This window comes from Fructobacillus apis (genome assembly GCF_023893635.1).
Taxonomy (GTDB): domain Bacteria; phylum Bacillota; class Bacilli; order Lactobacillales; family Lactobacillaceae; genus Fructobacillus; species Fructobacillus apis.
The window spans coordinates 63,285-77,993 of the sequence record NZ_JAMWYK010000006.1 but is presented as its reverse complement, the minus strand read 5'-3'; the positions used below and the strand labels follow the sequence as shown (position 1 = coordinate 77,993).

General features: G+C 43.3%; 15 protein-coding genes and 1 tRNA gene. 4 read left to right on the top strand and 12 right to left on the bottom strand.

Annotation, left to right across the window (positions count from 1 at the left end; genetic code table 11):
* Nucleotides 1-17: 17 nt before the first annotated feature.
* Entirely contained in the window at nt 18-242 is a 225-nt protein-coding gene (locus tag NFX39_RS05420; protein ID WP_252443762.1) for a helix-turn-helix domain-containing protein, read from the bottom strand.
* 143 nt (nt 243-385) lie between these two features.
* Between NFX39_RS05420 and NFX39_RS05415 the strand changes: the two genes are divergently transcribed.
* The 3 genes from NFX39_RS05415 to NFX39_RS05405 all read left to right on the top strand — a co-directional run bounded on the left by NFX39_RS05415 (nt 386) and on the right by NFX39_RS05405 (nt 2,041).
* Entirely contained in the window at nt 386-1,183 is a 798-nt protein-coding gene (locus NFX39_RS05415) for a helix-turn-helix domain-containing protein (RefSeq protein WP_252443760.1), read from the top strand.
* 123 nt (nt 1,184-1,306) lie between these two features.
* Entirely contained in the window at nt 1,307-1,492 is a 186-nt protein-coding gene (locus NFX39_RS05410) for a hypothetical protein (protein ID WP_252443758.1), read from the top strand.
* Nucleotides 1,493-1,603: 111 nt separating this feature from the next.
* The gene (locus NFX39_RS05405) at nt 1,604-2,041 is read left to right on the top strand and encodes a hypothetical protein (protein WP_252443756.1); all 438 of its coding nucleotides are present in this window, start codon (nt 1,604-1,606) and stop codon (nt 2,039-2,041) included.
* 137 nt (nt 2,042-2,178) lie between these two features.
* Here NFX39_RS05405 and NFX39_RS05400 read toward each other — a convergent pair whose 3' ends face one another.
* The 8 genes from NFX39_RS05400 to NFX39_RS05365 form a co-directional block, all read right to left on the bottom strand.
* A complete protein-coding gene (locus NFX39_RS05400) occupies nt 2,179-2,748 on the bottom strand; it encodes a hypothetical protein (protein ID WP_252443754.1) in 570 nt (189 codons plus the stop codon).
* A 422-nt stretch (nt 2,749-3,170) separates the two neighbouring features.
* Entirely contained in the window at nt 3,171-3,734 is a 564-nt protein-coding gene (locus tag NFX39_RS05395; RefSeq protein WP_252443752.1) for a hypothetical protein, read from the bottom strand.
* Nucleotides 3,735-4,873: 1,139 nt separating this feature from the next.
* Complete coding sequence (locus tag NFX39_RS05390; RefSeq protein ID WP_252443750.1) at nt 4,874-6,079, bottom strand: restriction endonuclease subunit S; 1,206 nt, start codon at nt 6,077-6,079, stop codon at nt 4,874-4,876.
* Nucleotides 6,080-6,167: 88 nt separating this feature from the next.
* Complete coding sequence (locus NFX39_RS05385; protein WP_252443748.1) at nt 6,168-6,512, bottom strand: hypothetical protein; 345 nt, start codon at nt 6,510-6,512, stop codon at nt 6,168-6,170.
* A 529-nt stretch (nt 6,513-7,041) separates the two neighbouring features.
* Nucleotides 7,042-7,131: transfer RNA gene (locus NFX39_RS05380), tRNA-Ser, on the bottom strand.
* A gap of 50 nt (nt 7,132-7,181) precedes the next feature.
* A complete protein-coding gene (typA, locus tag NFX39_RS05375) occupies nt 7,182-9,023 on the bottom strand; it encodes a translational GTPase TypA (RefSeq protein ID WP_252443746.1) in 1,842 nt (613 codons plus the stop codon).
* A 53-nt stretch (nt 9,024-9,076) separates the two neighbouring features.
* Nucleotides 9,077-9,871: an inositol monophosphatase family protein gene (locus NFX39_RS05370; protein WP_252443744.1), complete on the bottom strand. Its 795-nt coding sequence runs from the start codon at nt 9,869-9,871 to the stop codon at nt 9,077-9,079.
* Nucleotides 9,864-10,139: a UPF0223 family protein gene (locus NFX39_RS05365; protein ID WP_252443742.1), complete on the bottom strand. Its 276-nt coding sequence runs from the start codon at nt 10,137-10,139 to the stop codon at nt 9,864-9,866. The genes NFX39_RS05370 and NFX39_RS05365 overlap by 8 nt, the downstream gene beginning before the upstream one ends.
* Before the next feature lie 183 nt (nt 10,140-10,322).
* On the opposite strand from NFX39_RS05365, the gene def reads away from it, so the two are divergent.
* Nucleotides 10,323-10,898: a peptide deformylase gene (def, locus tag NFX39_RS05360; protein ID WP_252443740.1), complete on the top strand. Its 576-nt coding sequence runs from the start codon at nt 10,323-10,325 to the stop codon at nt 10,896-10,898.
* 183 nt (nt 10,899-11,081) lie between these two features.
* Here the strand turns inward: def and NFX39_RS05355 are convergent, their stop codons facing one another.
* The 3 genes from NFX39_RS05355 to grpE form a co-directional block, all read right to left on the bottom strand.
* Nucleotides 11,082-11,966, bottom strand: a complete 885-nt coding sequence (locus tag NFX39_RS05355; protein WP_252443738.1) for a DnaJ C-terminal domain-containing protein — start codon at nt 11,964-11,966, stop codon at nt 11,082-11,084.
* Between the two features lie 121 nt (nt 11,967-12,087).
* Entirely contained in the window at nt 12,088-13,944 is a 1,857-nt protein-coding gene (gene dnaK / locus NFX39_RS05350; RefSeq protein WP_252443735.1) for a molecular chaperone DnaK, read from the bottom strand.
* 183 nt (nt 13,945-14,127) lie between these two features.
* Complete coding sequence (gene grpE / locus NFX39_RS05345) at nt 14,128-14,709, bottom strand: nucleotide exchange factor GrpE (protein WP_252443733.1); 582 nt, start codon at nt 14,707-14,709, stop codon at nt 14,128-14,130.

The following is a 14,709-nucleotide window of genomic DNA, read 5'->3' as shown; positions in this document are numbered from 1 at the left end:
AGAAACAAATGAATTGATTAGAATGTATTTAACGGACGTAGCTCAAAATATTTTATACACTTATTTTTGTCCAATTTCTTGACATATGAGCCTTCTTGTGCTGTGTCTACCTTACGGTTAATAATTCGTGAGATAGTCACGCTATTAACTCCCGTCTTTTCTGCTAACTGCCCATAGTTCAAGCGCTCTCGTGCTTGCTTAATCGTTAAGGCGTCAACAAAGTTTTTTGTTAATGCTTTCATCAGCTCCTCCTTTTACGTTTTCTGTAAATAACAAAAATAACCTTACTTTACGTTTTTTGTAAAGTCAAGATTTTTTAATAATTATTTTCGTTTTTCGTAAATAATGTTATTATTCTTGTAGATAAACTTTAGGAGTTATTGCATTGGAAAATAATAGAATAAGAGAATTACGAGAAGAAAAAGGGCTAACACTTAAACAGTTAGCAGAAGATTTAGGTGTTACATATGCCACCATTTCTAGATACGAAACCGGGGTAGTTAAAACTGGTAAACAAGCGGTTTGGCAAAAGCTTGCTGATATTCTTAATTATCCAATTTCCTATATTCAAGGTTATCCAAATACAGAGCAAGCAAATAGAGTTAAGCTAGCCTTAGCTAGCAATAATTATGATGCACAAAGTTTGTCTAAAAAAACTGATATTCCCTTGGAATATATCCAAGCTTTAGAAAAAGGAACAGCAAGAATTGTTGGTGTTTACATTCTTAAACTTTCCATACTATTTGACCTACCCGAGTGGTACTTATCTGGAAAAGTAAATCCAGAGAATGTTGATTTGGACGACGAAGAAAAAGACCCAGAGGCAAAATGGTTTGACGAACTTCCAGAAGATCAAAAAATAGAGGTTACAGAACAAACTGGAGAAATTAAATTAAAAACTATTAGTAGATTAAAAACTGTTGGAAACAGAATGGCGCATAATCAGCTAGAGTGGCAAGAGCAAAACTACCTCATTGAGGCTCTTCACATTCTATATACCAATAAAAACGATTTAAGCACCCTGCATAAAATAACCAATTTGCTAACTGAAATTGATATGTATCAAGTTAATTTTAATGGTCTCAATAGCAACAAAAAGCTAGATGCCCAAGAAAAGATACAAAATATTGTAGAAGATATTTTAAATACGACTAAACGCGGGCTTATAAGCGATGACTTTTAAAAAAATCTATGCTTTTTAGCAATAATGTATGACTGCAGTATTTTATAAATAGACCAATAAAAAAGCCCGCTATGGGGCTTATACGTTGAAAAAACATATTTTAAATATTCAAGGAGAAAAAACATGATTGCACTTATTGGATTATCACTCGTATTTATTGGTATCATTATCCATATTTTTGGTAGCATTGCACCACTGTTACGGCTCTACTTTGGCGATAAAAGTGTCATCACTCAAATCATCTGGGGTTCTTTGATTTTTATTTTAGGCGCCATTATCCTGCTTATAAACGCTATCCATATGAGCTAATATAGAAAGTTATGCTGTTTATTGAATAACTACTTTCAACCCGTAGGTGTATCTTACACAGGTTAAAAGCATGAAAAAGAAAATTTATTTTTTTAAAGAAGGAGTACTACAATGAATAATAATTTAGATTTAGATATCAATAGACAGAATTTATTAAACAATGATTTAGCATTGGAAGAAGTTAAAAAAATATACGATTTCAAACAATCCTATTTTACTAATCAGCAAGTAGCAGATTTTTTTAAAATAAGTATTCCAACGCTAGAAAGAACAATTTCGGAGCACCGAGTAGAACTTGAACGGAATGGTTTTTCCGTTTTAAATGGGAGCAAGCTAAATACTTTTCGAGACCAGCATCCAGAAGTATTTGAGACCATCAATAATGATGGCCTCAAAGTAAGAAACATTGCTATATCAAGCATTAGAACCGTCTTAAATTTATCTATGTTGTTAAAAAGTAGCATTGTTGCCCAAGAGTTAAGAAGCAAAATACTACATACATTCACTGCACCTCTTTTGAAAAAGGGTGCAAACTCTAAACAACTATAAACGCCTATATAACGCTATTTATCACTGCACCCCTTTTGGAGTTTTCGTAAAGAATGCAAGGGTTTATATGAAGTAGCAACTAGTGCAAAAATTGCACACACCAGAACCCTGTTTTGGGGATGAGGTTTTGTTGTTTTTTAACTGAACGCCTTTTGAGCTTGCTCCCATTGCTCCTTAATAGCTATATCGTGTGCTTCCCTCATGTCCTTGTATAGTTTGTACTGGTTAGCTAATTGAAGGCTGATATTGCAAATCTCGTCCATTTTCTTATTGTAAGTAGTCCAGTGCATCCCCTTTGGCTTTTTCGGCGTGCTATACATTCTATAGGCTAGGTCACAGGCTGTTAATCTACCTAGACCCATATAGCTGTTATACAAATCTGGATCTAATTTATTAATAAGACCTAGCTGTTTCTCATGCAACGACATAATTTTATAGAACCAATCACGGTTAACCTTATTATCTTGTTCAGGATAGTATAGGCCAGCGCAAACCCGACATTTTACAACCTGCCCTACTTGATAAAGCAGGCCTTTTCTCTTCTCACAGTAGGGACACACTAGCCAATAACGAACACCGCCATAGTTAGGCTTGGTAGTTGCTATGTTTATGTTGTGCCCTAGCCAGTTCACAGCCTGGGCATGATAATACTCATTAAAACCTAGCTGTTTGATATTTAGCTTTGGGTAGTTTGTAACCTTTTGCATTGCAACCTCCAATCTATGTCTAAATCAATAAGCAAATTTTGTAACCTTGTTGCACACCTTCAATACCTGTCCCGTCTAATATCGCTATTATATCAACGTTTATAGCTAATGTAACCTTGTGCCCCTGTTGCAACCTTTTCTGCAACCGTTGCACACAATTTGCAACGTTGCAACACTTAGAGTGTTGGCATAATTACCTAATACCTGCTTGATCATTGTCGTAGGTTTTTGAGGTCAGGTTTAGTCAGGTTTTCATAACAAGTTTTCACAGGTTTTCATGTTAGGTTTTATTAGGTTCTAAGCGTAGGTTTTCGTAGATTATCAAGACAGGTTTCAGCAGGTTTTCATGTCAAGTTTTGACAAGTTCATAGGCACAAAAATAGCCCTACTCGTTTGAGTAAGGCTTTTCTGATTGGGAATGTTTATAGCCAGCCCTTGGCGGTAACTTTCGCTCGATAAACATTAAAAAAAGTGTTATTTGTTCGAACGTGCAGAGTAGCAATAGCAAAATGATTGCTTTTATTACTAATTGGGATTAACCCAATAATAACATTACGCCTATTATTTATTGGCTCATAAATAACAAGTTCAACACGCCCCAACCTACGCATATCTCCTCTAACTGAAATCATAAACTGGTTATGATCATCATTTTCCGGATAAAACACATTATTTATAAAATAATAGTGTTCAAAGCGGTCACGAATATCTTTATATGCTTTGTCCTGTTTTAAGTTATCGTAATTATAGCTATTACTCCGAATTAAAGCTAATAGTTTATCAAAATCTTTAGCCGGCCGTTCTTGGAGCTTATCAAAACCTAAGGCATGGTCTATATTTTTTATCGAAAAATTAACGTATATTTTTTCATATCCTTTAATATTCGTGTCAAAATAAAATGTATTACCGTCAAAATTAACAGTAAAATCATCAATAATATTTTTTAAAGAAACACTATTTTTGTCATGTTTATATAAATGCCCCATATTTTCTCCAAAAAAAAAGGCATGCCTGCCCTCACGTAAAACTATGTACGGCTTAATGAATAACAGTATGGTACTACTGTCAAAGCATACAATGGTGTATTAAACCCCGCCATGAGGTTGAAGATTCATAAAACATTAAGCCTTAAGAAGATGTAGAGAAATAACGGAAGAAATATTAAGCGTTATTTCTATACTTATTGTATAGAATTGATTAACTAATTACAAACATTTTGTTAATTATTTATATACTTTTTGTAAACTAATACCCTAATTATGCTACATTTATAGCATGTTTAGCGGTTACTAAGTATTGTTACTATTTGTTACCATCCCCCGTTACATGCTAGTCACTTTGTAACGTTACCAATTCTGGCAATGCTTCCCCAATGATGGGGAACGGTCTAAGTTTAACTTAGGGCGTCACGTTTCGTTACCCCTTAATTCATCCCTTACTTTTTGTCGGGATAGGTTTAATCTAGGGCGTGCCCTGCACCGACTTTATGTCGGGGTAGGTTGGCCTTTCTTGCTACCTGACTCGGTAAATCACAGTAGCAGGTCTAGGGTCGTGTTTCGCGACCTTAGGTCTCGTGCCATATTTAGGGGGTCGTGAAACGCGCCCACTCTGCCTATCTTTCGCAACTTCTTGCGAAGTGATTGTGATGTGATACCCCCTTTTACTTTTCGCCACTGATGGCGAAGGTGTCGGTAATAAACAGACCCCTTAAGTGCTCAAAACAAAAGGACTATCCAAAACGGACACCCCTTTACTCGCTATATAGACGACGCCCCAACTCAGGGCGTCCTTTTTATTTACGCCACTTATGGCGGAAAACTGGCATAACGCTTCGTTATATCAGGTCTAAAAAAGACACTATAACTGTCTAATTCATTTTTAAAAGAGCTTAATATAGCACTTTATGGGGATGTACCCCCCTACCCTTAAAATTTTAAAAATCAGACTTTGACACAAGATGACGGGATGTGTGTGCTTTACTCGTCAGACGGACAGGGGCGGGGGTGTGTTGCATTTTAAAGCTATTTTAGTGTAACCACACAAACGATATAAAAAACGTCTCTACGGGCTTTATATGGATAATTTATCAAATCAAACAAAAAAGCCCCTTCGGACTTTAACAAACTTAGATAAACATTTTTTGTAGTAGTAACTTCTTCAATTTTTCAAGGCTGTCTAACTTACGCTGATGAAGAGTGATGAGATTTTGGACTCTCTCAAACATCAAAGCTATGGCCTGTTGCTCTTCTTTTTCCGGAAGAGAAAGAGAAAGGCTGGCAACAGCAGAATAATTCACGTATATCTGTGTTCCGCCTTGAACTATTCTCTTTACCTTATTTCGGAAAGGTCCGTTTAAAATCGTATACGCAAATTGGGAATCAAAATCATCGGAAACTCGTAAAAGCTCCGTTCGTTGATTTATCACATATTCATCATCGGCATTGATTCTAAGCACTCTACCAATGATTTCGCCTGACGTTGTCTTGTCGTTAAGAACCATCGTCAAATCACCATGCTGCGCAATTCGTGATGCAGTCGTATCGTTTTTTTCAGTGCGTAAACCTTGATCAACGTATTCGTTGTTTTTTCCGTAGCTCCCAATAGAAATAACCTTGTATGGACCATCTTCTACAAAGTACTTTTCAATAGCCACTCCGTTTTTATGGGTTGTTAGGTCGCCCAACTTACGCTGTTCCCAATCGTTGGTAAATTCTCCAAATCTAACGCTCGGATTCGTAGCACCATTTTTGGGAAAAAGATTTTGTAGTAATGAACTCTTAAACTTCTCCAACTGGCTTAACTTACGCTGATGAAGAGTGATGAGCTTATCTGTCTTCATAAACAACTGACCGATACACTGTTGTTCGTTTATATCTGTCCACACAAAATCGCGTTGTTCCATGTTTCCCTTAGTAACATGGACCATAGTGGTTCCATTGGTGCTTTGCTTGATTGCTTCCTTGTCTTTTAGTAGCCAAGTATACAAAAAGTCTCGATCAACATGATCACTATTTAACTTCAACTTCCAGATATGGTAGTGATAGATGGTCTTAGGCCCTGTCCATAATTCAGGTCCGAAGTTAGTAGCCCACAAATACATCAAGTCGCCTGACTCCACATACTTATTTTTATCAAGTTCCAAATCAGAATAATACCATCTTTCGTTGGTATTAAAATTACCGACTCTAAGAACCTTATACTTTCCCTTGTCCAAAAGTTCAGACTGTTTATAGGCTCGTCCGTTCAAAAATTGAACCTCGTCTCCTAACTTACGCTGTTCCCAACCGTCACTAAATCCTTTGAATCTTATATCTGGTACTTTATCGGCCATGAGTGCGCTCCTAATTGCTATTAACTAGTTAAATCGTATCCTTCTAGCTGAGCTAAGGCAATCACGGTCAGGCATTCTTTTGCTAATCTTAACTAATCTGTTTAATTCGTTCTGGCTGGTATATCGACTTGGCCAACCTGTTTAGTTCTTGGTTGACCTCTTGGATCACAGCAGTAGGTGCTACAACGTTGTAACTCTCGCCAAATGGCTTACGGTGCTTGTAGTGGTCATGCTCCATCTTAATAATTTCAGGCGATAGCGTGGCGGTGTACTCATCAAACACCCGGAATACGTCTAGCCAAAAGTTATAGTTTTCTTCGGCATAGCGACTGCTAAAGTGTCCGCCCTCTTCTTGCTTCAGATACTCAAGGCCTTTTAAAGCCCAATCAGCATAGCCGGTAAAGTAGTGCTCGATTATACGCCTCTGCTTCATGACATCCTCCATAAGTTCTTTTAATACAATTATACAAGAACTACCGAATTGCCTGACGAACTGATGCGGTGCACAAGAGTGGACTCGTCCACGGTTGTTAATAGGGGTGTGCTTGTAACCACACAGCAAATATAACCAGCGTACTTTCAGGTACGGTTGTTCAAAATGATTGGACATTATCCAACGGTAATCTGTACATTGTTCACTACTGGACAACTTGGGGATGTCCCACTTTCTGCCACAACTGGCAGGCTGTCTACGTTGTCTTTGTTAAAGCCTAAAGTACCAAATCAGTACCGCAGATATAGGTGTTTTACTCCGATTCGGCGTTTTTGTGCTAAAAATGTGTTATTTTGCAAAATAAAAGACGGCACAAAGGCCGTCCTTGATAGCATCCCCGCTATAAAAAAATGTGTTAAAAATGTGTTATTTTGCTTGAAATCTATAGCAATTCATAGCAACCCTAAAAATCAAAAAGAGGTCAAGACCAGGCTTTTTGAGCCCTCTTGACCTCTCTTGAAATGTCTCAAGGAGATAGCGGGATTTGAACCCGCACACCGCCATACGACGGCTCGACGGATTTCGAGTCCGCTGCAGTACCAGATTGTGCCATATCTCCATCAGACCGCTCTAAGCGTCTAAGTATGCTTAGAGCGGGCAAGTAAGTAATTACTTGTTCTTACGCTTTGCAGCCTTTTCACGTTCAGAAGTGTTCAAGATTTCCTTACGGATACGAACGTTTTCTGGCGTTACTTCAACGTATTCGTCGTCGTTCAAGAATTCAAGTGATGCTTCAAGAGACATTTCACGTGGCGTCTTGATAGATGCCGTTTGATCCTTGTTAGATGAACGAACGTTTGACTGTGGCTTTGCCTTCGTAACGTTAACTGAGATATCGTTGTCACGGGCGTTCATACCAACAACCATACCTTCGTATACGTCAACACCGGCTGGAACGAACATTTGACCACGGTCTTCAACACCCATGATAGCGTAGTTCGTCGTTTGTCCTTGGTTAATTGAAACCAAAGCACCGTTACGACGTCCTGGAGCCCAGTTCTTAACCATTGGACGGTATTCAGCGTACGTGTGGTTGTAGATACCGTATCCGTGCGTTGCCGTCATGAATTCAGTAGCGTAACCAATCAAACCACGTGAAGGTGCCATGTAAGTCAAACGAGTCTGGCCGTTTCCAACTGACTCCATGTTTTGCATTTCACCCTTACGTTGGTTCAATGAGTCGATAACAGCTGAAGCGTATTCGTCAGGCGTATCGATTTGAACTGATTCGTATGGTTCTGACGTCACACCATCGATGTCACGGTAGATAACCTGTGGACGTGAAGCTTGCATTTCGAAACCTTCACGACGCATGTTTTCAATCAAGATGGACAAGTGCAATTCACCACGTCCAGAAACTGACCATACACCGGCTTGGTCAGTGTCGTTAACACGCAATGAAACGTCGGTGTGCAATTCACGTTGCAAACGGTCTTCGATTTGACGAGCCGTCACGAACTTTCCTTCACGACCAGCAAAGGGGCTGTCGTTTTGACGGAAAGTCATTTGCAAAGTAGGTTCATCGATACGGAGCAATGGCAATGCTTCAGGGTGGGCAGGATCAACAACCGTTTCTCCAACGTTGATGTCTTCCATACCTGAAACGGCGATCAAATCACCGGCCTTTGCTTCGTTGATTTCAACTTGGTCCAAACCGATGAAACCAGCCAACTTCGTAACACGGAAGTTTTGCGTCGTTCCATCCTTCTTCATAACCGTAACGTTGTCACCAACCTTGATGGTTCCACGCTTAACACGTCCGATACCGATACGACCAACGAAGTCGTTGTAATCCAACATGGCAACTTGGAACTGCAATGGTTCGTCTGAGTTGTCTTCTGGTGCTGGAATCGTTTCGAAGACCGTCTTAAAGATTGGGTCCATCGTGTGTTCTTGCGTGTCAACTTCAGGATCCAATGAAGTGGTTCCGTTCATGGCTGAGGCAAAGATAACTGGGAAGTCCAAGTCTTCTTCGTCTGCACCCAATTCGATGAACAAGTCAAGCACTTCGTCGACAACTTCTGCCGGACGGGCACCTGGACGGTCCACCTTGTTAACGATAACGATTGGCGTCAAGTGTTGTTCGAAGGCCTTCTTCAAAACAAAACGAGTCTGTGGCATCGTACCTTCAAAGGCATCGACAACCAAGAGAACTCCGTCAACCATTCCCATGATACGTTCAACTTCTCCACCGAAGTCGGCGTGACCAGGGGTGTCCAAGATGTTAATTTGCTTGTCGCCAACACGAACGGCCGTGTTCTTTGAAAGGATCGTGATTCCACGTTCCTTTTCGATGTCGTTCGTATCCATGGCACGGTCACCCAAGGCTGCTTCCTTGCGGGCGTCCATTGTGTCGGATTGCTTCAACATTTCATTAACCAACGTCGTCTTTCCGTGATCGACGTGGGCGATGATTGCGATATTACGAATATCTTCGCGAAGATTTGCCAATTTAATGCTCCTTTATTTGCGCTACTCACAAGAAAGACTAGGAGTGATATCCCCTAGTCTTTCAACATCTTGACCAATTCGCGATGAATCTTGGTTGTAGCGATTAATACTGTGTTTGATAATAGCATATTGGGACTAGAACAGTCAAGGTTTTTAACCTCGTAGCCAAGCCCCTCAGCAAGCGCCCGGCCGGCTGCCAAATCCCACGGTGATAATTTAGAAAGATAAGCCGAGGCGGAACCGACAAGCAGTCTGGTAAAACTAATTCCGGCTGAGCCCAAAACGCGGTAAGCAAGGGCTTCTTTTGCCAGAATGCCGTATGGCTTTTCACCGTTCACTAGGCGGCGACCCGAAACGATAACGACCGAATTCGAAAGTGGCTCGTCTTTTACGGCGGGCAACTTCTCGTCATCCTGGTAGGTACCAATTGCTGGACCACCATGGAAAAGTCGGTTCCGAGGAACGTCGAAAATCCAGCCCAAAACGGGCCTTCCGTCCTGGTATAACGCCAGCATGATGGCGTAGTCCCGGTTTTCTTGAACAAAGTTAAGCGTTCCGTCGATTGGATCCACGAACCAAACCTGGCCATCCATCGAATCGGCACGCGCCTCCCCCGCTTCCTCGCAGACGAAACGCGCATCGGAATCCAGCGTTAAGATTTTCGAAATGAGCGCTTTTTGATTTTCGCGGTCGATGTCGGTGACGAGGTTGCGTTTATCACCATCCTTGCAGCAAACCTGCAGGTCGTGGTTGGCACGCTTCTTTCGTGTCTTTTTAGCCAGCTCGTCAATCCAAAAGCTGACGCGTCGGTCTAATTCAATTAACTTGTCTCCAGTGAGATCAAGCACCAGTAATCACCTTCGTTCCACTTTCCTGCGCCATCTTCATCGTCTTATAAATGGAGTGGCCCGTTTGTTCCTCGAAGTCACGGTCAAAAGTCTTTTGTTCCGACTTTGAAGGAATCACCTGGACGAAGTGCTTGTGGGTCTCCATCAGGTAGTTCCGGTCGCAACCACCCTCGTACACCTGTAAGACAGCGTCCACGAGGTTTGATACAGCAATCATGTCTTCGGTATTCCAGTTCCCATCAATTGGTAGTTGGTAATTATCAGCCATGGTCAGCTCCTTTTATTGTTTTACAGGTCTAGTGTATCAAGGAAAACTAGGCATTTCTAGATGAAAAGTTCAGCAAAATAGCCTAGTTGTCGCACTTTTAATCGGGCATGGTCGTCCTTGACTTTGGCATAAAAGGGCGCCTTTTGCTATAATAAAGCTACTTAAAGAAAGTAGGAGTTACCCATGACCATTCGTTTTACCATGGACAAAATTACGAAGGATGGCGACCCCGTCTTGCGCAAGCAAGCCGAAAAGGTGCCCTTCCCATTGTCAGAAGAACACAAGCAATTGGCCGAAGACATGATGACCTACTTGGTTGTTTCCCAAGACCCCGAGGAAAACGAAAAGTACGGTTTGCGCCCTGGTGTTGGACTTGCAGCCAACCAGGTCGGCGAATCATTGCAAATGGCGGCCGTTCTTATCCCGTCAGAAGATCCTGCAGCAGAAGACGACGAACCATACTTCAAGGGCGTTATCTTCAACCCCGTGATTCTTTCTGAAACGGTCGGTCGCACGGCACTTGAAACCGGTGAAGGTTGCTTGTCCGTTGACCAAGACGTACCAGGATTCGTTCCCCGTTCAAAGAAAATCAAGGTTCGCTACCAAGATGAAACGGGTGACACGCACGAAATCACCTTGCGCAACTACCCTGCCATCGTTTTCCAACACGAAATTGACCACTTGCACGGTAAGTTGTACTATGACCACATCGACAAGGCCAACCCTTGGGACGTGGACGACAATACAAAGTACGTTTAAGCGTACAATAAAAAGCCCGCTCAAAAGCGAGCTTTTTTTGATACATAAAAGGCTTGACGCCAAAGCAAAAGCAGGACAGTTGTTCAAAAAAGATGCGAGACGATTTCAATCGTTTTCCCTCCTACACAAACAAAAAAAAGAGCTTCGGATTTTATCCGAGCTCTTTTTCTTTTTGATTAAAGCTTACTTTTTAACCGAAGCATCCGCGAAGGACTTCAAGGCGTTCTTTTGGTCCTTGTTCAACTTCGTTGGCACCGTCACGTTGATCACAACGTACTGGCTACCGTAACCAGAGCCGCGCAAACGTGGCGCACCCTTTCCGGCCAAACGGAAGCGACGGCCGTTTTGCGTACCAGCTGGCACCTTCATCTTCACGTCACCGTGAACCGTCTTCACCGTGATTTCAGAACCCAAGGCAGCGGTCACGAAGTCGATGTCTTGTGCCAAGTAGATGTCGGCACCGTCGCGTTCGAACCCTTCCTTTGATGCGCCAACGGAGAAGACCACGAAGAGGTCTCCGCTTGGTCCGCCGTTGAAGCCAGGTTCACCCTGACCAGCCAAGCGCATCTGTTGTCCCGTTTCGACACCGGCTGGCACCTTGACCTTCACTTCGTGTTGCTTGGAATCACCCTGTGACTTCTGGTACTTCACGTGCTTTTCCGTACCGAAGATGGCTTCTTCGAAGCTCAAGTGCATGCGGTACTGCAGGTCACGTCCCTTGCGCGGTGCGTTTGGATCCTGTTGGAAACCACCACCGAACATTTGGCTGAAGATATCACCCAAATCAGAGAAGTCGCCGAAGCCTTGCGCTCCGCCACCACCGAAGCCACCAAAGCCACCCTGGCCTTGGGCACCGGCTGCACCGAATTGGTCGTATTGCTGACGCTTTTGTGGGTCACCCAACGTTTCCCAAGCTTCCTGCACTTCCTTGTACTTTTCTTCAGCACCTGGTTCGTGGTTCAAATCGGGGTGGTACTTCTTGGAAAGCTTTCGGTAGGCCTTTTTCAATTCGTCCTGGCTGGCTGTCTTTGAAACACCCAAGCGGTCGTAAAATTCTGTATTATTCACGAGCAACTCCTTTAATTCTTGATATGTACAACGAGGGCGATGACCGCCCTCGTTTTTATACAGTAACTGAATCGATGTTTACTATCTTAACATCAGTTATTGCTTGATTTCAGTAATAAAATTACTTCTTGTCGTCATCGTTGACTTCTTCGAAGTCACCGTCAACCGTGTTGTCATCTTGTGCTTGACCTTGGGCACCTTCAGCACCGGCTTGTCCGCCTTGTGCTTGTTGGGCTTGTTGGTAAAGCTTCGTTGCGAGTTCAGAAGCAACCTTTGACAAGGCGTCGGACTTGTCCTTCAAGTCAGTCAAGTCAGCATCTTCAGCAGCTGCGTCTTCCTTGGCCTTCTTCAAGTCTTCCAAGGCGTCCTTAGTTGGCTTTACTTCTTCTTCAGACAACTTGTCGCCAACTTCTTCCAACGTCTTTTCAGTCTGGAAGATCAATTGGTCGGCGTTGTTACGCGTTTCAACGTTTTCCTTCTTCTTGTTGTCGGCTTCTTCGTTTGCCTTGGCGTCGTTCATCATCTTTTCGATTTCTTCGTCTGACAAACCACCGGCAGCTTGAATGGTAATCTTTTGTTCCTTCTGAGTACCGAGGTCCTTAGCAGAAACGTTAACGATTCCGTTGCGGTCGATATCGAAGGTAACTTCGATTTGTGGCACACCACGTGGTGCGGCAGGAATGTCGGCCAATTGGAAGCGACCCAACGTCTTGTTGTCGGCGGCCATTGAACGTTCACCTTGCAAGACGTGGATGTCAACGGCTGGTTGGTTATCAGCGGCCGTTGAGAACACTTGTGACTTTGAAGTTGGGATCGTCGTGTTACGTTCGATCAACTTCGTGAAGACACCACCCATCGTTTCGATACCAAGTGACAATGGCGTAACGTCCAAGAGGACAACGTCCTTCACATCACCAGTAATCACACCACCTTGAACAGCGGCACCAAGGGCAACGGCTTCGTCAGGGTTGATTGAGTGGTTTGGTTCCTTACCAGTCATCTTCTTAACGGAGTCTTGAACTGCTGGGATACGAGTTGATCCACCGTTCAAGATAACTTCGTCGATGTCTGAGAATGACAAACCGGCATCCTTCAAGGCGTTCATTACTGGTTGTTCAGCTGCCTTAACCAAGTCAGCCGTCAATTCGTTGAACTTGGCACGAGTAAGTGACGTTTGCAAGTGCAATGGACCTTGGTCACCAGATGCGATAAATGGCAAGTCGATTTGTGCTTCAGTTGCTGAAGACAACGTCTTCTTTGCCGTTTCAGCAGCATCCTTCAAACGTTGCAAGGCCAACTTGTCTTGCGTCAAGTCGATGCCGTTTTCGTTCTTGAATTCAGCGGCCAAGTAGTCGATGATCTTTTGGTCAAAGTTGTCACCACCGAGGTGCGTGTCACCGTTCGTTGACAACACTTCGAAGACACCGTCTCCCAATTCGAGGACGGAAACGTCAAACGTTCCTCCACCCAAATCGTAAACCAAGATCTTTTCGTCCTTGTCCAACTTGTCCAAACCGTATGCCAATGCAGCGGCCGTTGGTTCGTTGATGATACGTTCAACCTTCAAACCGGCAATCTTACCAGCATCCTTGGTTGCTTGACGTTGGGCATCGTTAAAGTATGCAGGAACCGTGATAACGGCCTGGTCAACCTTTTCACCCAAGTAGTCTTCCGCGTAGCCCTTGATGTATTGCAAGATCATGGCTGAGATTTCTTGTGGCGTGTAGTCCTTACCGTCAACCGTTACCTTGTAGCCGGCTTCCCCCATGTGTGACTTGATTGAAGCAATCGTGTCTGGGTTCGTGATGGCTTGGCGCTTGGCCACGTCACCAACTTGGGTTTCCCCGTTCTTAAATGACACAACAGATGGTGTCGTACGAGCACCGTCTGGGTTCGTGATAATCTTTGGCTTACCACCTTCCAATACGGCAACAGCAGAGTTCGTTGTTCCTAAATCAATTCCAATAATCTTTGACATAAGTACTACCCTTTCTTTCTTTAATAAACATTAGTCAGCTTTTTTCGGTGTGGTGCGTTAGACGCTGAATCACCATGGCAAAGTCGGTCGCGTAAGGGACCGCTTTGAAGTCGTTTTGAGTCGCTTAAGCGACGTTTTTACAGCAATAAAACCAACTTTTAATAAGTGATTTTGTAAGTGCGCTTATTGCGCAACCGCCACCATTGCCGGACGAATTACTCGGTCCTGCAACATGTAGCCCTTCTGCAACACAGCCGCCACTTGGTCAGCCTTCACGTCGCCTTCAGCCGGCACCGACTGCACACCCTGCATCGTGTTTGGGTCAAAGTCATCACCGACCTGGCCGACTTCCACGATACCGTGTTCCGTGAGCGCGGCCTTCATGGTCTTCAAGGTAATCTCAACACCCTTGTGGATTTGCGCCACCTTTTCGTCCCCGTCTGTTTCCACGGCCAAGGCACGTTCCAAGTTGTCGACCACCGGCAAAATTGATTCGGCCAACTTCTGACCGTCGTACTTGCGGATGTTGGCAATTTCGCGGGCGTTTCGCGTCTGAATGTTTTGCATCTCGGCCTGGGCGCGAAGCAATTCGTCGTCCTTCTTGGCCAAGGCGTCCTTCAATTCAGCAACCGGATCGTTTTCCTTTGCCTCTTCGGCCTTTTCGTCCGTAGCGTTTTCCGCGGCCTTCGTCGCAGCGTCTTCTTCGACCGCTTCGTCAACCACTTCTTGTTCTTCTACTTTGCTTTCTTGATCTTTCTTAGACAC